The sequence below is a fragment of the Novosphingobium sp. 11B genome (genome assembly GCF_054589055.1).
Map to the genome: position 1 here is coordinate 8,337 of NZ_BAAILP010000288.1, position 21,010 is coordinate 29,346.

Here is a 21,010-nt window from a genome sequence, read left to right on the forward strand (position 1 = left end):
CAACAACGACCCCTGGGGTTCGTCGGGTGGTTCGTTCACGATCCGCGGCTTCGATTCGACCCGCATCTCGCAGACCTTCGACGGTATCCCGCTCAACGACTCGGGTAACTATGCGATCTATTCGAACCAGCAGGTCGATGCCGAGCTGATCGAGCGCGTCAACGTCAACCTGGGTTCGACCGACGTGGACAGCCCGACGCCTGCGGCGGTCGGCGGCACCGTCAACATCAACACCAAGGTTCCTGACGACCAGTTCGGCGTCATGACCAGCATGTCCTACGGCGATATCGCCGCGAAGGGTTCGGGCGGCGAAGACCGTTCGTTCCAGCGCTTTTTCGCCAAGGTCGAGACCGGCGAGTTCACCTCGATCGGCACCAAGGCCTGGTTCTCGGGTTCGTATGCACGCAATGGCGCCACTTTCGCCAACTACGGCAAGGTCGAGAAGAAACAGTTCAACGCCAAGATCTATCAGCCGATCGGTGTGGACGGCGACTTCATCTCGATCGCCGGTCACTATAACGTGAACCGCAACAACTTCGGCGGCTCGCCGCTGAGCGCGCAGGCGATCACGCTCGACAAGTCCGAGCGCTTCTACGACGTTGCCGGCGGCATTCCCTGCACCACCGGTCCCAACAGCGACACGCCGGGCTACACGGGCGCTTTCCCCGACGCGCCCAACGGCTGCGGTTCGTCGTTCGAGCGTCGCTACAATCCGTCGAACACCGGCAACATCCGCCTGAACTCGCTGTTCCACCTGACCGACAAGCTGACCTTCTCGGTCGACGCGGCCTACCAGACCGTCAAGGCCAACGGCGGCGGCACTAGCGTCGGGATCGAAGGCTACAACTCGCAGGGCTACACCGGCGTGTTCTTCGGTTCGGAGCCCACCCTGAGCAGCAGCCGCGCAGCCTACTACTACTACGGCAACGTCGACCTCAACGGTGACGGCGTGACCGGTTCGGGCGATGCGGTTCGCATCCTCACCCCGAGCCAGACTAACACCCGCCGTTTCATCGCGATCGCCAACCTTGCCTACGAGATGGACGAGAATAACAGCGTCCGCCTGTCGTACAGCTTCGACCGCGCGCGCCACCGCCAGACCGGCCCGGGCGGCTTCCTGAAGACCAACGGCGAACCGTTCGACGTCTTCCCGATCAACGACCCGATCCTGGACGAGTACGGCAACCGTATCGACAAGCGTGACCGCCTGTCCTACGCGACGCTGAACCAGGTCTCGGGCGAATATCGCGGCAAGTTCTTCGACGAAGCGCTGACCGTCCTGCTGGGCGTGCGTGCACCGTTCTTCAGCCGCGAGCTGAACCAGAACTGCGTGACCACCGACGCCAGCGGCAATGTGAACTGCGTAGGCGCCAGCGAAGTGCCCGCCTACCTCGCCGCCAATCCGAGTGCGGTCGGTCCGCTGAAGCGCACCGTCAGGTACGACAAGGTCCTGCCGAACGTCGGCGCCGTGTTCAAACTGACCCCGGAACTGAGCCTGGCGGGCAGCTACGCGAAGAACATTTCTTCGCCGAGCACCGACGCGCTCTACGGTACGTTCTTCTACGCTCCGAACGATCCGCTCGCGCGTCGTAACCCGGAAACCTCGGACAGCTTCGACCTTAGCCTGCGCTACAGCACGCCCGTGGTCCAGGCATCGATCGTGGGCTGGTACTCGAAGTACAAAAACCGCATCGTGACCGCGACCGACATCGACGGCAACTCGACCGACACCAACCTCGGCCCGGTCAAGAAGTACGGCGTGGATGCCAGCCTCGGGATCAATCCGATCCAGCCGCTGTCGCTTTATGCCTTCGCGTCGTACATCAAGTCGGAAATCCAGAACGACATCCTGGTGGGCAGCTGCTCGGCAACCAGCGACATCGCTCTCGACAACCTGTGCTACGTTCAGGACGGCAACGCCTACCTGCGCACCAGCGGCAAGCGTGAGCGCGGTGCTCCCGAATGGCTGGTCGGCGGCCGTGCGGAACTCACCCTCGGTGATTTCCAGATTGGCGCACAGGCCAAGTATACCGGCGACCGCTTCCTGAACGATATCAACGGTGATCGTTTCACCCGTCCGAACGGTACGACCGGTTACTCGGGTGCGAAGTTCAAGAGCTACACTGTGGTTGACATGAACGTGCGATACAAGCTGCAGAGCCTCGGCCTCGCCAACAGCGAGATCCAGCTCAACGTGACGAACCTGTTCGACAAGTTCTACGTCGGCTCGTTCAGCGGCGCGGTCGCGCAGTCGGCCAGCTCGGCCTTCGTGAACTTCGGTTCGCCGCGCGCCGTCAGCGCCACCCTCGTGATGGGCTTCTGATCCATCACGATCCGGTAAGGGAAAAAGAGAGGGGAGGGACCGCAAGGTTCCTCCCCTTTTTCTTTGCCGGTCCGGCAAGTTTTTTCTTGCCCGGAGTAGGGCGAGGTTCAGGTGCGATCCGTTTTCCTACATCGGCGAGCGGGCGTAGAACGCTTACATGAAAACTCGCCTGTCGATTTCCCACATGCGCGCGATGAAACGCGATTGTCGCAAGTTCGAGTTCTGCTCTGGCGCAGTGCCTAGCTGCGGGCAAGGTGACGCCTTCTCGGGACAAGATGACGCTTCACCCTTGCAAGGTGACAGATTACCGCCCCAAGGAGACGCCTTTCCCCCCTGGACAGTGTAAACCGTGTAAACCTGTCACCTTGCAGGCAGCCGCCCGGCAGGTGAGCGTCGATGCGGTAGGGATGGCCCTATTCGTAGACGCAGGCGTCGTAGCCGCCGCGCTTTACGGTGCCGATGCGCGCGGCGATCGTATTGCCGTAGCGCCGCGTGAAACCGGCGGGGCTCTTGACCGAGCGGGTCTTGGGGCTGGGCAAGGCAGCGGCCATGCGGCCTGCCTCGGCGGGAGAGAGACTGGCGGCAGACTTGCCGAAGTAGCGCTGCGCCCCGGCCTCGACGCCGTAGGTGCCGATGCCGGTCTCGGCGACGTTGAGGTAGACTTCCATGATCCGGCGCTTGTCCCACAGGTTCTCGATCAGGAAGGTAAACCAGACCTCGAAGCCCTTGCGCAAGTAGCGGGTCCAGCCTTCGCCCTGCCACAGGAACACGTTCTTCGCGGTCTGCTGGCTGATCGTCGAGCCGCCCCGGATACGACCTCCCCGGGCATTGCGCTCCATGGCCTTTTCGATGGCCTGCGTGTCGAAGCCGTTATGCGTGCAGAACTTACCATCCTCGGCGGCGACCACAGCGGCGACCATGTTGCGGTCGATCCGGCTGAGCGGCACCCAGTCCTTGGTGATGCCGTTGCCGTCTACCAGCATCGTCACCGTCACCGGCGGCGGCACAAAGCGGTAGAGCACCGTCAGGCCCACGCTGATCGCAATGAACCACACGATGATCTTGGCAAGGAGACGCATGGACGCAGGAAGCCTCTGAAACGGTCGGGAAGCTTCTCTCTAGTCGAAATGCCCGGCATTGCGCCAGCACCGGCGCGTGCTACGCCCGGCCGATACATGTATTCGTAATATCGACGTTTCATTTGCAGTATGGACAATACTCCCGGATACATCCTCGCATAAGAGGAACGGGAGAACAGACGCATGGCGGCATCCTTCGGCTTGGGGTGGAGGCAGGTCGCGGTCGGCTTCATGCTGTTGGCGGCGACGGGTATGGTGGCGGCGACGTACTCGATCGTCGCGGTGCCGCTGGCGCGCGAGTTCCGGCCGAGTCGCACTGTGCTAATGCTGGCGATGACGGTGATGTCGGGCACGAGCGCGGTACTGGCGCCGCTGCTGGGGACGCTGATGGACCGCTTTCCGCTACGCCGCCTGATGGTGACGGGCGGGCTGTGCCTGGGGGCGGGCTACGTGGCGATTTCCCTCGCGGCCTCCTTCGCGCAAGTACTGGTGATCTTCGCCGTGCTGATCGCGCCCGCCAACGTACTCATGGGGCCGGTGGCGATCACCGTGCTGCTCTCGCGCTGGTTCGCGCAGAAACGGGGGAGGGCGGTCGGTATCGCCATTGCCGGGATTTCGGCAGGCGGCTTCGTGTTTCCGCTCATCATCTCCGCTCTGATGGCGGCGTTCGAGTGGCGACTTGCCTTGCGGGCCTTGGCCGTCGTGCTGCTGCTCTGGACGATCCCGATGGCAATGCTGGTGGTGGACCGGCCATCCGACAAGCGCCTCAATCCCGACGGCGCGGACGAACCGCCGCTGCAGGCGCGGGAAGAACTGGCGAGGAAGCCGATCTCCGCGCGGGCAATCCTGACCGACCCGGCTTTCTGGATGATCGCCCTGACCGTCTCGATCGTGACAGCGGGCCTGAAAGGCATGATCACGAACTTGGCGCCGCTCGCCATCGATACCGGGGCGACGGCGGCGCAAGCGGCACCGCTCATCTCGATATATTCCGCGTGCGGGTTCATCGCGAAGCTGAACTTCGCGGCGCTTTCCGACAAGGTCGGGCCGAAAGTGCTGATGTTCTGCGGCCTTGGCGGATTCGCAGCGGGGATGGTCTGCCTGACGCAGGCGGAAGCGGGCTATGGCGTGATCGCGCTGGGGGTGGCGATTACGGGGCTGTTCGGCGGACTGATGGTTCCGGCCGAAAGCTACCTCGCCCCGCGCATCTTCGGTCAGCGCGGCGTCGGGCGAGCGATGGGGATGCTTTCCGGTGCGATCCTGCTGGCGATGCTGGCGACGCCGCCGCTCTACGGACTGATGTACGACGTGACGGGAAGCTACACCGGCATGTTCTGGATATTCGCAGCTGCTGCAGTGGCGGCGCTGTTCTGGGTTCCGATGCTGCGGCTGCATCCGCGCGAGCAGGCGGCGTGAGGGCAAAGAAAAACCGGGCCATCCTTCGCGGACGGCCCGGCCTCTCGTTATGCCTGGTTGCTCCGGATCAGGCCGGGAGCAGGCGCTTTTCACCGGCGATGCGGTTCATCGCCTTCTGCAGCTTCTCGAAGGCGCGCACCTCGATCTGGCGCACGCGCTCGCGGCTGACCGAGTAGACCTGGCTCAGTTCCTCCAGAGTCTTGGGATCGTCGGTCAGGCGGCGCTCCGTCAGGATGTCGCGCTCGCGCTCGTTGAGCGAACCCATGGCCTCGACCAGCATGTTGTGGCGCACCGAGGCTTCCTCGGCGTCCGCGACGGTCTCGTCCTGCAGCGGGCGGTCATCCTGCAGGATGTCCATCCACTGGCCTTCGCCTTCTTCACGCAGCGAGACGTTGAGCGAGGCATCGCCGCCCATCATCATGCGGCGGTTCATGTTGACCACCTCGGTCTGCGAGACGCCCAGCGTCGTCGCGATCTTGGCGACGTCGTCGGGGTGCAGGTCGGTGTCCTCGTAGGCGTCGAGGTTCTTCTTCATGCGGCGCAGGTTGAAGAATAGCTTCTTCTGCGCGGCGGTGGTGCCCATCTTCACGAGGCTCCACGAACGCAGGATGTATTCCTGGATCGAAGCCTTGATCCACCACATCGCATAAGTCGCGAGGCGGAAGCCGCGTTCGGGCTCGAACTTCTTGACGCCCTGCATCAGGCCGATGTTCCCTTCGGAAATCAGCTCGGACACGGGGAGGCCGTAGCCGCGATAGCCCATGGCGATCTTGGAAACGAGTCGCAGGTGGCTGGTGACGAGCTGCGCTGCAGCTTCCGGATCCTGATGCTCCGAATAGCGCTTCGCCAGCATGTATTCCTGCTCAGGAGCCAGGATCGGGAACTTGCGGATCTCCGACAGGTAGCGGTTGAGGCTTTGCTCACCGCCCAGGGCCGGGACACTCGGCAGGTTTCGATTATTGCTCACGATCATCCGTCCTTTCTAGGTCGGTCACGGTCTAGGACCCTTCATAGGCGTCTTAGCTTGTGACCACCTCTATACGTTAGCATGGATTTGCGATTTCAGTGTCGCAGTTCGTCGATCAGTGTCCGCATGTCGTCGGGCAGCGAGCTGGCGAAATGGACCCTTTCTTGTGAAACGGGGTGAACGAACCCGAGTTCCGCAGCGTGGAGCGCTTGGCGGGAAAAACCGAGTCGGGAGAGAATCGGTCGAAGCGGAGAAGGAGTTCGCCCATAGACAGGGTCTCCCAATAGCGCATGACCGATTGACGCCATGTGAACACGGACCTGATGCGTTCGTCCCGTTTCCAGCCTGCATTCGACGAGAGTGGCGCCGCGCAGCGCCTCCAGCGTGCGGAAATGCGTGATCGCGTGCTTGCCGCGCCCGTCCTCCACCAGCGCCATCTTCTTGCGATCATGCGACGAGCGGGCGATCGCGCCGCGCACGGTTCCGGCTACCGGCACCGGCCTGCCGCCGACGACGGCGTGATAGGCGCGTTCGATCGAGTGATCGGCGAACTGGACGGCCAGCCCTTCGTGCGCCTTGTCGGTCTTGGCGACGACGAGCAGCCCTGAAGTGTCCTTGTCGATGCGGTGGACGATACCGGGGCGCGCCACGCCGCCGATGCCGGACAACTGGCCCCGGCAGTGGTGGAGCAGGGCGTTCACCAGCGTTCCGTCGAGATTGCCCGCGGCCGGGTGGACGACGAGTCCGGCGGGCTTGTCCACGATGATCAGGTGCTCGTCCTCGTAGACGACGGCGAGGGGGATGTCCTGCGCCACCGCTTCGGCGGGCGCGGCCTCGGGCACGTCGATGGCAAACGGTGTTCCGGCATCCACTTTCAGAGATGCCTGCGCTACGGGCTTTCCGGCGAGCGAGACGCGGCCTTCACCCATCAGCGCCTTGATGCGTTCGCGCGACAGGCCGCTGACTTCGGCCAGGGCCTTGTCGATCCGGCCGCCACTGGCGACTTCGCCTTCGATGATGTTTGTAAGCGCCCCCATTGCGCGTAGGATTTGGGGATGATCGTCGAACTGACAAGTGGTGTTCTTGCAACATTGCATGAAGATGCGCGCAGGGCTGCTCCCGAAGAATGCTGCGGACTGTTGCTTGGGCGCGGTCAACGGATAGACGAAGCGCGGGCTGCGGCGAATCTGGCGGAAAACCGCCATGTTCACTTCGAGATCGACCCCGTTGTGTTGCTGGCGGCGCACAAGGAGGTGCGGGCGGGTGGGCCGGAAGTGATCGGCTACTATCACTCTCATCCTACGGGGATTTGCGTGCCTTCGGCGACCGATCGGCAACATTCCACCGGGGATTCGCGCATCTGGGCGATCATCGCGGAGAGCGAGGTTGCTTTCTGGCGCGATAACGCCAATGGATTCGAGGCCCTGCCGTTCCGCATCGTCGAATAGGGGGCCGCGTCAGAAGTACGAAAGAGCAGTCCAAGCCCATGACCACGAGTTCGATCGAACTTGCCAGCCTCCTGTGTTCGCGCCTTTGCCATGACATGCTCAGCCCGGTCGGTGCGCTGACCAATGGCCTTGAACTGCTGGCGGACGAGAAAGACCCGGAGATGCGCCAGCGCTGCTTCGAACTTCTCGACCAGAGCGCGAGGATTTCCACCGACAAGCTCAAGTTCTTCCGCCTGGCCTTCGGTGCGGCGGGCGGCTTCGGCGAGATGGTGGCGGTGAGCGAGGCCAAGGTTCTCGTCGATGCGCTGGTGGCGAACAATCCGCGCGTCACGCTGGCCTGGGCACTGCCGAGCGATTCGCTGCCGAAGGCGGCGATCAAAACGCTGCTCAACTTCGCACTGATTGGTCTCGAGGCACTGCCGCGCGGCGGTACGCTGGAAATCGCGGCCGAGTATCGCGACAATCACAGCGAACTGGTGGTGCGTGCTGCTGGTCCGCGCATCGCCTTCGACCGTTCGGTTGGTGCAGCGCTCGAAGGCGCTCTGCCTGAAGGCGAGCTTTCGAGCCGTACCGCGCCTGCGGCGATGCTGCGCCAGTTGGCCGTGGAATTGAAGGGCAAGCTTCAGTTTGCGCTGGCGGACGATGCGCTGGTGCTTGGCGCGATGCTGCCAAGGGCCTGACGGGAAGGAGGCGCGACGAAGATGAACCGTTGGCTCGTCAATCGCACCGTCGCCTCCCCCAACTGGAACGAGCGCAAGCTGCCGATCACTATGGTCGTGCTGCACTATACCGGTATGAAGTCGGCCGAGGAGGCGCTGGAGCGGATGTGCGATCCGGCCGCCGAAGTCTCTGCCCACTATATGATCGACGAGGAGGGGATGATCACCTCACTCGTTCCTGAGGACAAGCGGGCCTGGCACGCGGGCCGTTCCTACTGGCGCGGTGAGACAGACGTGAATTCGGCCAGTATCGGCATCGAACTGGTCAATCCCGGACATGAATGGGGCTATCGTCCGTTTCCCGAACCGCAGATGGATGCGTTGCTGCCGCTGCTGGCGGATATCATGGACCGGCACGACATTCCCCGGGCCAACGTGGTCGCGCACTCCGATATCGCGCCTGCCCGCAAGCAGGACCCGGGCGAATACTTCGACTGGAACCGTCTTGGCGAACTCGGCCTTGCGCTGGAGATTCCCCAGGCGAAGATGAACCTTTTCTACGACAACCCCGGCGCCTTTTATCTGGCGCTGGAGCGGTTCGGCTACGACATCACCGACGGGCGGGCCGCCGTCACCGCGTTTCAGCGCCGCTGGCGCCCGATCTTCATGGATGGCGAGATCGATGGAGAAATCGGCGGTATCCTGTTCGAACTGCTGTTGGAACGCGATACCGGCCGTGCTAGGTGACCGCCCGCGCCGGGGAGCCGGGCAGCCGCGGGGTCGCTAAGGAAACTTGGATGACCGCGAGGAAAGTCCGGGCTCCACGAAACAAGGGTGGCAGGTAACGCCTGCCGGGCGAGGGCGGTTTTCAGACCGTCCGAAGCCTAGGGAAAGTGCCACAGAGAGCAAACCGCCGATGTTTTCCTCGGAAAGCAGGTAAGGGTGAAAGGGTGCGGTAAGAGCGCACCGCGCTGCCGGTAACGGTAAGCGGCTTGGTAAACCCCACCCGGAGCAAGACCGAATAGGGGCTGCGCGCCGGCGTCTCGCGAAAGCGGGGGAGATCGGCGGGTTCGTTTCGAACCCAGGCAGCCCGGGTTGGTCGCTTGAGCGAGGCAGCGATGTCTCGCCTAGAGGAATGGCTGCCGCCGCGGCGTAAGGTCCCTCTCTTTGGGAGACCACGCCAGGAACAGAACCCGGCTTACAGGCTCCCCGGCGCATTCAGGGCCTTGAAATTCCGGCTATTCAGGCAGCTTCGCTGCAGCCGGCAGCATTGTCGCTCGCGGTCAGGAACCAGCGGTCGGTTCCTTGCAGGCCGAGGGCAGTCAGCGTGCCGTGAAGGAATGCGCCGGTGTCGATGCCGATGCGGTTGCCGCGCTCGTCCGGTTCAGGCGTGATCGTATGCCCATGCACCACGAACGCCCCGAAATCGCCGCGATGGCTCAGGAAAGGCTCGCGAATCCAGCGGCAGTCGCGGCCGAGCTGGTGTTCGAGCGGTGTATCGGGGCGGACACCTGCATGGACGAACACGTAGTCGCCTATGCGGTGCATCTTCTTGAAGCTGTCGAGGAAGTCGAAGTCGTCCTGCGGAATCGCCTCGTTCATCAGGCGCTGCATCTCTTCGGCATCGGCTGCGAGCAGTGTGTCCTTGTCGATACCGTAGGACAGGATCGTCTCCAGCCCGCCGAACTTGAGGAAACCGCGCATGGCCTCGGCATCCTTGCTGGCAACCAGCAGCATTTCCTCGTGATTGCCCTGGATGAACTCCACCTCACGCTCGCGGCCCCACTGGCGCGCGCGGGCTACAACCCCGGCACTGTCGTCGCCCCGATCAATTAGGTCACCCAGGAGAACGACGGTCGTATGCGCACGTCCGCGCGCCGCATCATCCTGCTCGATCGTGTGGATGAGATGCTCGAAAAGATCGGCACGGCCATGGATATCGCCCACGGCGTAAACCCGTTCACCGGAAGGGATCGAAGGGGCTCGCCGTTGGTCGGCCCGGCCCATGAGCTTTCGTATCGTGTTCAGCATTTATTGCGCTGCAGTATAAACTGCCCCGCTCCCCCGCACAACCCGTAGGAAACACCAGAGGGTGCAGTGGCAAAAAATCCACACATCGTTTCTTGAATGTTGCTGTATTGAAATTTTTCTTGTGCGTCTTCTAGCTGCAGTGCAGCAATATTGTGCCGTCGCAAGGGAGATCCGGAACGAGACTCCATGCAGCGGACGCAGGTGGGACGAGGCATCAAAGACAATAAATTTGTGAGGGAAACACCATGCTCTTGTCCGTCCGCGGCGTTGTCGCCGCCTCTCTCCTTGCGGGCACTGCGCTTTCCGCAACTCCGGCATTTGCGCAGGACGCCGAGGCGCCCAAGGAAATCACCATCACCGGCAGCGCGGCTCTGACCAGCGACTACCGCTTCCGCGGCGTCTCGCAGTCGGCCGGCGACATTGCGATCCAGGGCGGCATCACCGTTTCGCACGCCAGCGGCTTCTACATCGCAACCTGGGGCTCTTCGATCGACCTGGGCTCCACTTACGGCAGCACCGAACTCGACATCTTCGGCGGCTGGACCGGCGAAGTGACGCCCGGCCTGACGCTCGATGCGGGTCTGCTCTACTACGCCTATCCGAACGGCCACGTCGGCACTGCGGAGTTCTTCGAGCCCTATGCCTCGGTCTCCGGTCAGGTCGGCCCGGCCAAGGTGAAGGTCGGCGCCAACTACGCCTGGAAGCAGACGGCACTGCCGAACTTCGCGGGCACGGCCAAGCATGACAATCTCTACGTCTACTCCAACGTCGATATCGGTATTCCGAACACGCCGCTGACGGTCTCGGGTCACCTCGGCTACACCGACGGCGCGCTGGCTCCGTGCTACTACTGCAACGCCGACAAGACCGGAATCGACTGGTCGATCGGCGCTTCGGCCACAGTCTACGGTCCTCTCTCGGTGAGCCTGTCCTATGTCGGCGTCAGCGGACCGAGCATCGACAGCTACACCGACGACACCGTCGTCGCGACGCTGACCGCAGCGTTCTGATCGTCAACGCATAGCAGGACGAAGCCCGTCCGGAACGATCCGGACGGGCTTCCTCATTTCAGGTAGAAGTCGATCGTCGTGACGACGCGCACCTTCTTGTAAGGCGTGTCGGACTGTCCCCAGCTACCGCCCGAATCGCCGTCCCGCGCCTCGATCGAAAAGTAGCCTTGAGCGGCATTCTTGATCGCGCCCACTTCGGCGCCGCTGTCCTTGGCGAACTGTTCGGCGGCCGAGCGCGCATCCCGGGTAGCGGCGGCGACCATCTCCGGCTTGATGCCGTTTAGCCGGGTGAAGGTATACGCCATGCCCGAACCTTCCTCGAGCATCACGCCGCGCCGCACGAGGTCGAACTGGCGGCGCACGGCATTCTGCGCGCGCTTTATGTCGGTGGTGCGCAGGCTCACCCGCTGGCGCACAGTGAAACTGACGACGCCATTGTCCTTGGTCTGGTTGACGTTGACGCCGGTTGGCTGGAGCGCCTCGGCCGGGAATCCGAGTTCGCGGAAGAATGCGCGGATCTGGACGGTGTCGCGGTCCACGCTCGCTTGGGCGGTGGCGAGGTCTGGTGCCGTCGCGGAGTAGCTGATGGTCCAGGTAGCGAGGTCGGCGGTGACGTCGCGCTCGGCGAGGCCCTTGACCGTCACCGCGCGGTCCGCGCGCTGCGCCCGCTTGATGCCGTCACCCAGCGCAAAGCCGCCGATGACGATGCCCACCGCCAGGATCGTCGCGCTCGCCAGCCATCGACCGGTTATACCTCCGAGGCGGGCAATGCCCTTGTGCTGACTTTCGGCGGAACTATCTTCGCTCATCGCTCTCTCCCTGATCGTCGCCGCGTCATGCAGGCTGGCGGCTGTATGTGCGATGAATTGTTCCACAGTGTCGATGAAATGAAGAAAGCCATCCCATGACCCGCTACCTTCACACCATGATCCGCGTGACCGATCCGAACGAGACGATCCGCTTCTTCGAACTCGTCGGACTCAAGGAAACGCGCCGGTTCTCCAGCGAACAAGGCCGTTTCACGCTGATCTATCTTGCCGCGCCGGGGCAGGAAGAGGCAGAGGTCGAACTGACCTACAACTGGCCTGCAGAGGATGGATCGGCTGAGGCTTACCCCGGCGGTCGCAATTTCGGTCACCTCGCGTTTCAGGTGTCCGATATCTACCAGACCTGCCAGCGGTTGCAGGACGGCGGCGTGACCATCAACCGCCCGCCGCGCGATGGCCACATGGCCTTCGTGCGCACGCCGGACGGCATTTCCATCGAACTGCTGCAGGATGGTCGTCTCGAACCTGCAGAGCCGTGGGCGAGCATGCCCAACGTCGGATCCTGGTAAGTATCATCAAGCCGCCGTTAACTTTCTGAAACGGCGTGCCTTCGCGTTTGCGAAGAGAGCGTCCCTGCCGATAATCTGCGCCCAGTGGTCGATCGTAGGGGATGATCGACCACTGGCCGTGGCTGGGGGACGAAGTGCGGGGATCGCAGGCGCTCATTGATATCGTCGCCCATGTGCAGGCGTTCGAGCAGGAATTGCTGCTGTTCGTGGCATTCTGGCTTGTCCTTGGCGCCTTGGACGAATTCATGATCGACGCGTTGTGGATCGGACTTCGGTTGACGGGACGCTCGCCGGATTCGCGCATCACGCAGGCAGAAGCCACCGCACCGCTCTCCGGACGCGCCGCCGTGTTGATCGCTGCCTGGCAGGAAGCAGAAGTAATTGGGCACACGGTTCGCCATGCGCTGGCCAATTGGCGGCAGGACGAGTTTACACTGTACCTCGGCTGCTATTGCAACGATCCGGACACGATCGCGGCGGTCGCCGCTGCGGCAGGCGGTGACTTGCGGGTTCGTACGGTGATAGGCGACTGCCCAGGGCCGACTACCAAGGCGGATTGCCTCAATCGAATTTACGCCGCGCTCTGCGCTGACGAGCTTCGCTATGGCTGGCGCTATCGATCCGTCGTGCTCCACGACGCGGAGGACATGGTGCATCCGGCGGAACTCGCCGTGATCGACCGGGCGCTGCGCCGGGCAGACTTCGCGCAGCTTCCCGTGCGCCCCGAACTGCAGCCAGCCTCGCCATGGATCGCGGCGCACTATGCCGATGAGTTCGCCGAGTCGCACGGCAAGGCCATGGTCGTTCGCGATGCGCTGGGAGCAGCGATGCCGGCGGCAGGCGTAGCGTGTGGTTTTTCGCGCGATATGATCGCGCGCATTGCGCTTCGTCGCGGTCGCGACGGCGGCCCGTTCGCGGCCGAGTGCCTTACCGAAGACTACGAGCTCGGGCTGCTGGTGCAGCGGGAAGGCGGAACTTCGCGCTTCTTGAGGGTTCGTGACGAGACTGGCGGATTGGTCGCGACGCGGGCCTACTTCCCATCAAAGCTCGCCGACGCTGTGCGTCAGAAATCGCGGTGGATGCACGGGATTTCGTTCCAGGGGTGGGACCGGCTTGGTTGGGGCAGCGGAGTTATCGACCAGTGGATGGCGCTTAGGGACCGGCGCGGCCCGCTCACGGCCCTGATCCTCGCGTGCAGTTATGGGCTGCTACTGATCGAAGCGGCATTGAAACTGGCCGAACGTGAAGGACTCGTACAAGGCACGGAGCTTTCGCCTTTGCTGCAGGCGCTGTTGGCCATCTGCCTGGCGAGTTTCGTCTGGCGAAGCGGTTTGCGGTGCTTCTTCACCGCAAGCGAATACGGGCTGGTCGAGGGGCTTGGCGCGATTCCGCGTATCGTCGTTGCCAACGCAATCGCCATTCTGGCGGGCCGCCGCGCGCTCTTCAGCTATGTGATGACCTTGAGGGGCAATCCCGTACGTTGGGAGAAGACCGAGCACGTCGGGCACCCGACGCTGCTTGAGTTGGCGCCGACCCGTTCAAGGCTGGCTGCGTCGTGAGCGGCGGAGCGATTTCACGCGGGCATCCACTTCTGGCCCTGCTGGCCTTGTTGGGGGGCTGGGTTGGAGGGCGCGCTGCGACATGGGAACCGCTGGTCTCAAAGGCCGCGCCAGCCGTCGTTGCGGGTAGTGAAGTCGGCTTAGGGCTCCAGTCCCTTCCGAGCTATGCCGGCGATGAGCCTAGAGCCTATGAAGTTGCGCCCGATTTTGGCGTTGGGCGGCCTGCGGTGCGTTATGTCATGACCTATTCCGCGCCGGCCGCGCCTGCGGTGTCGTCCGGCATTTCCGCTTCGTCGATCGTGCCGCACTCGCGGGAGGACTTTGGCGCCTTGCAGCCCTTGCCGCGTTTCTACGCACCCGACGTGCCCGGGACGGTCGCCGCACCTCAGCCGACCGGGCTGCCGATCGTGCCTTGGCGGCCGCGCCGCTGGTCGATGGACGCATGGGCGCTGATGCGACGGGACAGTTCCGGTGCTCCAGCTTCGCCTGGGGCGATTCCCGGGACTTACGGCGCTAGTCAGGCGGGCGGAGTGCTGCGCTACCGGCTGGCATTGGCCAGTAGGCATCGGCCGACGGTCTACTTGCGCAGCACCTCGACGACCGGGCAAATCCGAGAAACCACGGCGGCAGTTGGTTTGTCGGCCCGGCCGATCACTGCGTTGCCTGTCGTCGCGGCGCTGGAGGGGCGGATGACCGACCAGATGGGGTAGCGCCGGGTACAGGGCGCAGCGATGGCGATCACCGAATTGCCGCTATTCCCGCTGCTCGCCGGCTTCCGAGGAGAGGCCTACGCGCAGGCAGGATATGTCGCAGGGCGCTACGCGGCAATGTTCGCTGACGGTCAGTTCCGAGCGGATCGGGGATTGCTGACTGTGCGGGCAGCGGACGTGCGGATCGGTGGAGGGCTTTGGGGCGGAGCGCAGAAGGGCGCGGCGCGGCTCGATGCGGGACCGACCGCCTCGGTTGCGATGCCGCTCGGGCGCGGCATCAATGGGCGGGTCGCGGTGGACTGGCGCTTCCGCCTTGCCGGTGACGCCGTGCCCGGCTCCGGCCCCGCCCTCACGCTATCCGCAGGATTCTGAAACGCGCCTTTTCCGCGACGCCATGCTGCGGTAGCGAGTGGGGGCAATGGACGTCTACCTCCCCATCGCCAACCTTTCGGTCAACGGCCTCATCATCGTCGCGCTGGGGGCGCTGACCGGCGTGCTTTCGGGCATGTTCGGCGTGGGCGGCGGGTTCCTGACGACGCCGTTGATGATCTTCTACGGTATCCCGCCCACTGTCGCCGCTGCCTCGGCCGCGAGCCAGGTCACGGGCGCCAGCGTCTCGGGCGTCTTCGCGCATACCCGGCGGGGCGGCGTGGACTACCAGATGGGCGCGGTCATGGTGGCGGGCGGCATCATGGGCACCGGGCTCGGCTCGCTGCTGTTCAACCTGCTCGAGCGGTTGGGCCAGATCGATACGGTCATCAACATCCTCTACGTCGTGCTGCTCGGCTCGATCGGCGGCTTGATGGCTAAGGAGAGTATCCAGTCGATCCGCGCCGAGCGGACCGGGATTCCCATCGCCGCCAGGAAGCGCCGCCATCACCCGATGGTCGCCAGCCTGCCGATGCGCTGGCGGTTCTACCGCTCGGGCCTCTACATCTCGCCGCTGGCGCCGCTGCTGCTGGGGATCGGGACCGGCATCCTGACGATGCTGATGGGCATCGGCGGCGGCTTCGTGCTGGTCCCGGCGATGCTCTATATTCTCGGCATGAGCGCCAATGTCGTCGTCGGCACCTCGCTGTTCCAGATCCTCTTCGTGACGATGGCGACGACTATGATGCATGCGCTGACGACTCACGCTGTCGATATCGTGCTGGCCTCGCTGTTGCTGCTGGGCTCGGTGTCCGGCGCTCAGGTCGGCGCGCAGTTCGCGCAGAAGGCCAGCCCGGTGAAACTGCGCCTGATCCTCGCCGTCATCGTGCTGCTGGTCGCCGGGCGCATGGCGTTGGGCCTCGGCTATCGGCCTGACGAGATCTATACGGTCGCGCCGCTGTGAGGGTGTGGCTCGCACTGCTGGCGCTCGTCGCGCTGACCGGTGCGCGCGACCCGATCCTCGTGCCCGAAGTCTCGCAGCACGAAGTCGATCTGCAACAGGGATTCACCGGCACCGAACTGCTGCTCTTCGGTGCGGTGCTGACGCCGGAAGGCTCCCGCGCGGCGCAGGACTACGACATCGTCGTCGTGCTCAAGGGGCCGACCCAGTCCATTGTCCTGCGCGAAAAGCAGAAGGTCGCGGGCGTCTGGATCAACGCTGCCAGCACCGAACTGCGCAGCGCGCCGAGTTACTACGCCATCGCCTCGAGCCGGCCGATCGCCGACATCGTCGACGACAAGACGGCGGCGATCTATGAGCTTGGGCTCAAGTGGCTGCAACTGTCGCCGATCGGCGCGATCGATCCCGACGAACAGGCGCGTTTCTCCTCGGGGCTGGTCGATCTCAACCGCCGGATCGGGCTCTACCGCGAGGAGGAGGGCGGCGTCACGGTCAAGGAGCAGGTGCTTTACCAGGCGCGGATCGAACTGCCCTCGCGCGTGCCGACGGGCATCTATACCGCAGAAACTTTCGCCATTTCCAAGGGTAGGGTAGTCGCGTCGGCGAGCAGCCAGGTCGAGGTGCGTAAGCTCGGCATCGAGCGCGCCATCGCCAATTTCGCGGAGGATTACGGCTTCGCCTATGGCCTGCTGGCGGTATTCGTTTCGGTGGCGATGGGCTGGCTGGCCGGGCGTCTTTTCGCGCTGATCTGATATACGATGCAGTCTTTAGGCGGAAATTAACCTCGTCGCTGGTAGCCACCGCAATCGGTTGCCATACAAATGCGATGGGTTGACGAAGCGGATGCATCTCGACGGTCTCGACAGATTTCAAGACCCCCGGACCGATGCGGAGCCGGCCGTCGCGCCTGGGCTCGAGCCGATCGGCGTCGTCCTCGACGTGAGCGGCGCGGGTAGTCGCATCGCCTTCGATCTCGAGCGTCTGAACGAGATTACCGCGGCGGATGATCCTTCGGTGGCGATGTCCGGGCAGGTGAGCAGCCAGGTCAAGATTCGCGTCGGCACCGGCTGGCTGCTGGCCAGCGTCCGCAACCAGAAGCAGGACGGCCGCGTGGCGGGCGTGCTGTCCGAAGTCGATTTTCTCGGCGAGGGTCTAGAGGAGCGTCAGACCGGCCGCATCCACGGGTTCCGGCGGGGCGTTACGCGCTTCCCGATCCCGGGCGCGCTGGTCTACCCGGCGACCAGCGACGACCTTCGGCAGATCTACGCCAGCGACGGACGCTCGGCGATCCAGGTCGGCAACGTCTATCCCACCCGCGACATTCGCGCGGGGCTTTACGTCGATGCGCTGCTGGGCAAGCATTTCGCGCTGCTCGGTTCGACCGGCACCGGCAAATCGACCAGCGCCGCGCTGATCCTCCACCGCATCTGCGAGCATGCGCCCGAAGGCCACATCATCATGGTCGATCCGCACGGCGAGTACGCGGCCGCGTTTCGCGATACCGGCGTGATCCTCGACGTTTCGAACCTGCAGATGCCTTATTGGCTGATGAACTTCGAGGAGCACTGCGAAATCCTGCTGACCTCTCGCGGGGACGAGCGGCAGCTTGACGCGGAGATCCTCGGCAAGGCGCTGCTGGAGGCGCGCTCGAAGAATCGGCTGGCCGAGCAGATGGGCAAGATCACGGTGGATTCGCCGATTCCCTACCTGCTGTCGGACCTCGGCAATATCCTGAACAACGCGATGGGCAAGCTCGACAAGGGCCATACCAGCGCGCCGTACCTGCGCATCCGCAACAAGCTGGACGAGATGAAGTCCGACCCGCGCTATCAGTTCATGTTCTCCGGCATGCTGGTGGGCGACGTGATGGCGGACTTCATTTCCAAGCTTTTCCGCCTGCCGTCGCGCGGGCGGCCGATCTCGATCATCGACGTCTCCGGCGTGCCGACGGAGATCACCTCCACCGTCGTCGCGGTGCTCAGCCGTATGGTCTTCGACTTCGCCGTCTGGGCACGGGAGGAGGAAACGCGGCCGATCCTGCTCGTCTGCGAGGAAGCGCATCGCTACGTTCCGAACGAGCGGAATGCCGATGGCTCGTCGGTGGGCCGCATCCTCTCACGCATCGCCAAGGAGGGCCGCAAGTACGGCATTTCGCTGGGCCTCATCACGCAGCGGCCGTCCGATCTGGCCGAGGGCGTGCTGTCGCAGTGCGGCACGATCATCTCGATGCGCCTGAACAACGAGCGCGACCAGGCCTTCGTGCGCGCCGCCATGCCCGAGGGTGCACGCGGGTTCCTCGATTCGATCCCGGCGCTGCGCAACCGCGAGTGCATCGTCTGCGGCGAGGGCGTGGCGATCCCGATGCGCGTTTCGTTCGACGACCTCGAGGAGAACAAACGGCCGGCTTCGGCGGACCCATCGTTCACGCAGCTGTGGAACCGCAGCGGCGGCGAGGAAGAGATGGTCCTGCGCACCGTACAGCGCTGGCGCGCGCAGGGGCGTTGAGGTCGGCTTGAACCGCAGGGGCTTCGACAAGCTCAGCCTGAGGGGATTTGGGAAGTTTACGCTACTTCCGCTCACCCTGAGCTTGTCGAAGGGTCAGATTCTCAACCCTTGAAGGCCCTGCGCCACCGGCCTGTGCTGTAGTAGGCCAGCGTCAGGATCACCGTCAGCGATGACCCAACCGGATAGGCCCACCATACCGCCTCGCTGCCGATGAACGGGCGGGCCAGCGCATAGAAGCCGAGGCGCCCCGGATAGAGACCGAGGAACAGCAGTACCAGCGGCGCTACCACGGCGCCGTACGCGCGCATCGTGCCGGTCAGGATCATGGTGATCGACACGATCACGAACGAGGCGGTGCAGACCACCTGGATATGCTCGGCGATGGGCAGGGCGGGGCTCTGGCCGCCGAGGAACAGTGCCAGCAGCGGTCGGTCGAATCCGACGATCAGCGCGGCCACGGCGGTCGACATGACGAGGTTGGTGCCCATGCCGGTCAGCGTCACCTTGCTGACGCGGCCATGGTCCCCGGCGCCCAGCGACTGCGCGACCATCGCGCTGACGGCCGAGCCGATCGCGAAGGCGGGCATCTGCAGGTAGTTCCACAGTTGCAGCGAAGCGCCGTAGGCGGCCGCCGCGTCCAGCCCCTCGCGGTTGACGAGGCTCACCATGATGAGGCCTGCCGAGGACACGATCAGCATCTGCGCGCCCATCGGCAGACCCTTGGCCAGCACATAGCGAAGGTCCTCTCCGCGCGGGGTGAGATAGCCGAGTTCGGGGCCGCGCAGGCGCAGCGGCAGGTCCTTGCGGTAGATCACCCAGATCTGCAGCACCATGCCTGCGGTGTTGGCGATGGCGGTGGCGATGGCCGACCCTGCGACGCCCAAGGTCGGCAGCGGGCCGACACCGATGATCAGCAGCGGGTTGAACACGATGTCCAGCACCACCGCCAGGATCATGGCGTAGAGCGGCGTCTTGGAATCGCCGACGCCGCGCATGCCCATCGAGACGATCATGTTCACGCTCGCCAGCGGGATCGTCACGAAGATCACCTGCAGGTAAGCGAGCGCATCGGCGCGGCTGGCGGCCGGTGTGCCGAGCTTGTCGAGCAGTGCTCCCGCACCGAACCAGCCGATCACGCCGGTCGCGATCGAGATCAGGATGCAGAAGCCGACGCCGGTGCCGAACGTGCGCCGCGCCGCGACGATGTCACGCGCGCCGAAGTGCTGGCCCACGCGCACCGTCGTCGCCATGCCGAAGCCGAAGACGGCGGCGAAGACGAGGAACATCACGATGTTGGCATTGGCCGTCGCCGCCAGCGCGCTTTCGCCCAGCAGGCGGCCCACCCAGATCGCGTTGACCGAACCGTTCAGCGTCTGCAGCACGTTGGACAGCAGCATCGGGATCGAGAAGAACAGCAGCGTCTTCAGGATCGGGCCTTTGGTGAGATCGCCGCGCATCGCCGGGCGCGCGGGCGCTTCGACCTGCGGAGTGTCGGCGGTCGAGCTGTCCTCGCACAGCGGGATGGGCGATGCTTCGTTCATGTGCCTCTCGTGTCGCCCCAAAGATGGATGTGCAAGCGGTCCGTGAACCGCAAGCCATGCTGCGAGCAGAAATCCGCCAGCCAGCCCGACCGTTCCCGGATGACATCGCTGGAGCGGCCTTCGGGCATCAGGAACAGGCGGGCGCCGGGGATGGCGTAAGTCTGTTGCAGGGCCATGACTTCGTCGAGGTCGTCGCGGGTGGCGACCACGAACTTGAAGAAGGCGCGCGGTTCGGCGGCCCAGGCGGCGAGGCGTTCGGGCAGCAGGGCGAGGGTATCGGGGTTGCCGCTGTGCGCCAGCTTGGGGCTGACGTTGTACTGGTCGATCCGGGTGTCGAGCGCAGGGTGGGGCGCAACGGTGGAGTTGGTCTCGACCTCGACGTGCATGCCGGGACGGATTTCGTCGAGCGCCTTGACCATGCGGGCCAGTGCCGCGCCTTGTAGCAACGGCTCGCCGCCGGTGATGACGAGGCGGTCGGGCACCAGATCGGCCACCGCCTGCGCCAGTTCCGCTTCCTCCATCGTCACCTGGTTCTCGCGCCGTTCGAAGGCGAGGTCGTCGCGGTGGAAGCGGTTGTCGCCGGTGAAACGCCAGGTGTAGGCGGTGTCGCACCACTGGCACGCGAGGTTGCAGCGCGAGAGGCGCACGAACGTGCTCGGCCGACCCATCGAGGGGCCTTCGCCCTGCAGCGAGGCGAAGATTTCCGGCTGGCCGGGGGTGGTGGTGGCCAAAGTCAACATGGGGTCAGGGTCATGGTTTCAGTGTCGTAAGGTGACGCAGGTTTACACGGTTTACACGGTCCAGAGGGAAAAGGTGTCACCTTGTGGCTGAAGGTGTCACCTTACAGGCGAAACCTGTCACCTTGCGGCGAAAATGTGTCACCTTGTGCGGGGCAGGTGTAACCTTGAGTGTCACTTTGTGCGGCGCGATCATCGACATGGGCGGCATCGTGTCAGAGGCACGCCATGTAGGAAAGCTACCGTCGCCGCAACCTGACCGCGCAGCCTTCCCGGCCCATTTCCCCCCTTCGTCATTGCGAGGCCCGCAGGGCCGAAGCAATCCAGGGCAGAGCGGCGCCGCCCTGGATTGCTTCGCG

20 protein-coding genes and 1 other RNA gene are annotated in these 21,010 nt (G+C 64.2%); 14 read left to right on the forward strand and 7 right to left on the reverse strand.

The window, feature by feature from the left end:
• The coding region (locus ACYPYD_RS24855) for a TonB-dependent receptor (protein ID WP_459666146.1) at window positions 1–2,323 on the forward strand (2,323 nt) is incomplete at its 5' end.
• A gap of 413 nt (window positions 2,324–2,736) precedes the next feature.
• Here ACYPYD_RS24855 and mtgA read toward each other — a convergent pair.
• Window positions 2,737–3,402, reverse strand: a complete 666-nt coding sequence (gene mtgA / locus ACYPYD_RS24860) for a monofunctional biosynthetic peptidoglycan transglycosylase (protein WP_069708096.1) — start codon at window positions 3,400–3,402, stop codon at window positions 2,737–2,739.
• 183 nt (window positions 3,403–3,585) lie between these two features.
• Here mtgA and ACYPYD_RS24865 point away from each other — a divergent pair, with 183 nt between their 5' ends.
• Window positions 3,586–4,818 (forward strand): MFS transporter, encoded by a 1,233-nt coding sequence (locus ACYPYD_RS24865; RefSeq protein WP_459666149.1) that lies wholly within the window; start codon window positions 3,586–3,588, stop codon window positions 4,816–4,818.
• A gap of 67 nt (window positions 4,819–4,885) precedes the next feature.
• Here the strand turns inward: ACYPYD_RS24865 and rpoH are convergent, their stop codons facing one another.
• Together rpoH and ACYPYD_RS24875 are read right to left on the reverse strand one after the other, a co-directional pair.
• A complete protein-coding gene (gene rpoH, locus ACYPYD_RS24870; protein WP_459666150.1) occupies window positions 4,886–5,791 on the reverse strand; it encodes an RNA polymerase sigma factor RpoH in 906 nt (301 codons plus the stop codon).
• 89 nt (window positions 5,792–5,880) lie between these two features.
• On the reverse strand, window positions 5,881–6,822 hold the full coding sequence (locus ACYPYD_RS24875; RefSeq protein ID WP_459666151.1) for an RluA family pseudouridine synthase: 942 nt from the start codon (window positions 6,820–6,822) through the stop codon (window positions 5,881–5,883).
• 18 nt (window positions 6,823–6,840) lie between these two features.
• Here ACYPYD_RS24875 and ACYPYD_RS24880 point away from each other — a divergent pair, with 18 nt between their 5' ends.
• The 4 genes from ACYPYD_RS24880 (at window position 6,841) to rnpB (ending at window position 9,109) form a co-directional block, all read left to right on the forward strand.
• On the forward strand, window positions 6,841–7,233 hold the full coding sequence (locus ACYPYD_RS24880; protein ID WP_036523635.1) for a M67 family metallopeptidase: 393 nt from the start codon (window positions 6,841–6,843) through the stop codon (window positions 7,231–7,233).
• Between the two features lie 38 nt (window positions 7,234–7,271).
• The gene (locus ACYPYD_RS24885; RefSeq protein WP_008828332.1) at window positions 7,272–7,913 is read left to right on the forward strand and encodes a histidine phosphotransferase family protein; all 642 of its coding nucleotides are present in this window, start codon (window positions 7,272–7,274) and stop codon (window positions 7,911–7,913) included.
• 21 nt (window positions 7,914–7,934) lie between these two features.
• Window positions 7,935–8,639 carry an N-acetylmuramoyl-L-alanine amidase gene (locus ACYPYD_RS24890; RefSeq protein ID WP_008828331.1) on the forward strand — a complete coding sequence of 235 codons (705 nt, stop codon included), beginning with the start codon at window positions 7,935–7,937 and terminating at the stop codon, window positions 8,637–8,639.
• 9 nt (window positions 8,640–8,648) lie between these two features.
• Window positions 8,649–9,109, forward strand: an RNA gene (rnpB, locus tag ACYPYD_RS24895) — RNase P RNA component class A.
• Between the two features lie 25 nt (window positions 9,110–9,134).
• Here rnpB and ACYPYD_RS24900 read toward each other — a convergent pair.
• The gene (locus ACYPYD_RS24900; RefSeq protein WP_459666153.1) at window positions 9,135–9,923 is read right to left on the reverse strand and encodes a metallophosphoesterase; all 789 of its coding nucleotides are present in this window, start codon (window positions 9,921–9,923) and stop codon (window positions 9,135–9,137) included.
• Between the two features lie 245 nt (window positions 9,924–10,168).
• On the opposite strand from ACYPYD_RS24900, the gene ACYPYD_RS24905 reads away from it, so the two are divergent.
• Complete coding sequence (locus ACYPYD_RS24905) at window positions 10,169–10,933, forward strand: TorF family putative porin (protein ID WP_008828329.1); 765 nt, start codon at window positions 10,169–10,171, stop codon at window positions 10,931–10,933.
• A gap of 53 nt (window positions 10,934–10,986) precedes the next feature.
• Here ACYPYD_RS24905 and ACYPYD_RS24910 read toward each other — a convergent pair whose 3' ends face one another.
• Complete coding sequence (locus ACYPYD_RS24910; RefSeq protein ID WP_231958207.1) at window positions 10,987–11,742, reverse strand: SIMPL domain-containing protein; 756 nt, start codon at window positions 11,740–11,742, stop codon at window positions 10,987–10,989.
• A 95-nt stretch (window positions 11,743–11,837) separates the two neighbouring features.
• Between ACYPYD_RS24910 and ACYPYD_RS24915 the strand changes: the two genes are divergently transcribed.
• The 7 genes from ACYPYD_RS24915 to ACYPYD_RS24945 all read left to right on the forward strand — a co-directional run bounded on the left by ACYPYD_RS24915 (window position 11,838) and on the right by ACYPYD_RS24945 (window position 18,373).
• Window positions 11,838–12,269, forward strand: a complete 432-nt coding sequence (locus ACYPYD_RS24915) for a VOC family protein (protein WP_036523640.1) — start codon at window positions 11,838–11,840, stop codon at window positions 12,267–12,269.
• Between the two features lie 101 nt (window positions 12,270–12,370).
• Window positions 12,371–13,828 (forward strand): glycosyl transferase family protein, encoded by a 1,458-nt coding sequence (locus ACYPYD_RS24920; protein ID WP_459666154.1) that lies wholly within the window; start codon window positions 12,371–12,373, stop codon window positions 13,826–13,828.
• Between the two features lie 239 nt (window positions 13,829–14,067).
• A complete protein-coding gene (locus ACYPYD_RS24925) occupies window positions 14,068–14,538 on the forward strand; it encodes a hypothetical protein (RefSeq protein WP_459666157.1) in 471 nt (156 codons plus the stop codon).
• A gap of 21 nt (window positions 14,539–14,559) precedes the next feature.
• Window positions 14,560–14,910 carry a hypothetical protein gene (locus ACYPYD_RS24930; protein WP_459666160.1) on the forward strand — a complete coding sequence of 117 codons (351 nt, stop codon included), beginning with the start codon at window positions 14,560–14,562 and terminating at the stop codon, window positions 14,908–14,910.
• 46 nt (window positions 14,911–14,956) lie between these two features.
• Window positions 14,957–15,871, forward strand: coding sequence for a sulfite exporter TauE/SafE family protein (locus ACYPYD_RS24935; RefSeq protein ID WP_008828324.1), 915 nt, complete (start codon window positions 14,957–14,959; stop codon window positions 15,869–15,871).
• Window positions 15,868–16,620 carry a TIGR02186 family protein gene (locus ACYPYD_RS24940; RefSeq protein ID WP_008828323.1) on the forward strand — a complete coding sequence of 251 codons (753 nt, stop codon included), beginning with the start codon at window positions 15,868–15,870 and terminating at the stop codon, window positions 16,618–16,620. Before ACYPYD_RS24935 ends, ACYPYD_RS24940 begins: the two co-directional genes overlap by 4 nt.
• A gap of 91 nt (window positions 16,621–16,711) precedes the next feature.
• A complete protein-coding gene (locus tag ACYPYD_RS24945) occupies window positions 16,712–18,373 on the forward strand; it encodes an ATP-binding protein (protein ID WP_008828322.1) in 1,662 nt (553 codons plus the stop codon).
• A gap of 101 nt (window positions 18,374–18,474) precedes the next feature.
• On the opposite strand, the gene ACYPYD_RS24950 is transcribed toward ACYPYD_RS24945, so the two are convergent.
• Together ACYPYD_RS24950 and ACYPYD_RS24955 are read right to left on the reverse strand one after the other, a co-directional pair.
• The gene (locus ACYPYD_RS24950) at window positions 18,475–19,914 is read right to left on the reverse strand and encodes an MATE family efflux transporter (RefSeq protein ID WP_081798900.1); all 1,440 of its coding nucleotides are present in this window, start codon (window positions 19,912–19,914) and stop codon (window positions 18,475–18,477) included.
• On the reverse strand, window positions 19,911–20,654 hold the full coding sequence (locus tag ACYPYD_RS24955) for a 7-carboxy-7-deazaguanine synthase QueE (RefSeq protein WP_459666163.1): 744 nt from the start codon (window positions 20,652–20,654) through the stop codon (window positions 19,911–19,913). Before ACYPYD_RS24955 ends, ACYPYD_RS24950 begins: the two co-directional genes overlap by 4 nt.
• Window positions 20,655–21,010 lie beyond the last annotated feature (356 nt).

Bases quoted from the DNA above. Each gene is read 5' to 3' on its own strand.
- mtgA (WP_069708096.1), bottom strand. From the start codon at position 3,402: ATGCGTCTCCTTGCCAAGATCATCGTGTGGTTCATTGCGATCAGCGTG.
- ACYPYD_RS24865 (WP_459666149.1), top strand. From the start codon at position 3,586: ATGGCGGCATCCTTCGGCTTGGGGTGGAGGCAGGTCGCGGTCGGCTTC.
- rpoH (WP_459666150.1), bottom strand. From the start codon at position 5,791: ATGATCGTGAGCAATAATCGAAACCTGCCGAGTGTCCCGGCCCTGGGC.
- ACYPYD_RS24875 (WP_459666151.1), bottom strand. From the start codon at position 6,822: ATGGGGGCGCTTACAAACATCATCGAAGGCGAAGTCGCCAGTGGCGGC.
- ACYPYD_RS24880 (WP_036523635.1), top strand. From the start codon at position 6,841: ATGATCGTCGAACTGACAAGTGGTGTTCTTGCAACATTGCATGAAGAT.
- ACYPYD_RS24885 (WP_008828332.1), top strand. From the start codon at position 7,272: ATGACCACGAGTTCGATCGAACTTGCCAGCCTCCTGTGTTCGCGCCTT.
- ACYPYD_RS24890 (WP_008828331.1), top strand. From the start codon at position 7,935: ATGAACCGTTGGCTCGTCAATCGCACCGTCGCCTCCCCCAACTGGAAC.
- ACYPYD_RS24900 (WP_459666153.1), bottom strand. From the start codon at position 9,923: ATGCTGAACACGATACGAAAGCTCATGGGCCGGGCCGACCAACGGCGA.
- ACYPYD_RS24905 (WP_008828329.1), top strand. From the start codon at position 10,169: ATGCTCTTGTCCGTCCGCGGCGTTGTCGCCGCCTCTCTCCTTGCGGGC.
- ACYPYD_RS24910 (WP_231958207.1), bottom strand. From the start codon at position 11,742: ATGAGCGAAGATAGTTCCGCCGAAAGTCAGCACAAGGGCATTGCCCGC.
- ACYPYD_RS24915 (WP_036523640.1), top strand. From the start codon at position 11,838: ATGACCCGCTACCTTCACACCATGATCCGCGTGACCGATCCGAACGAG.
- ACYPYD_RS24920 (WP_459666154.1), top strand. From the start codon at position 12,371: ATGATCGACCACTGGCCGTGGCTGGGGGACGAAGTGCGGGGATCGCAG.
- ACYPYD_RS24925 (WP_459666157.1), top strand. From the start codon at position 14,068: ATGACCTATTCCGCGCCGGCCGCGCCTGCGGTGTCGTCCGGCATTTCC.
- ACYPYD_RS24930 (WP_459666160.1), top strand. From the start codon at position 14,560: ATGGCGATCACCGAATTGCCGCTATTCCCGCTGCTCGCCGGCTTCCGA.
- ACYPYD_RS24935 (WP_008828324.1), top strand. From the start codon at position 14,957: ATGGACGTCTACCTCCCCATCGCCAACCTTTCGGTCAACGGCCTCATC.
- ACYPYD_RS24945 (WP_008828322.1), top strand. From the start codon at position 16,712: ATGCATCTCGACGGTCTCGACAGATTTCAAGACCCCCGGACCGATGCG.
- ACYPYD_RS24950 (WP_081798900.1), bottom strand. From the start codon at position 19,914: ATGAACGAAGCATCGCCCATCCCGCTGTGCGAGGACAGCTCGACCGCC.
- ACYPYD_RS24955 (WP_459666163.1), bottom strand. From the start codon at position 20,654: ATGTTGACTTTGGCCACCACCACCCCCGGCCAGCCGGAAATCTTCGCC.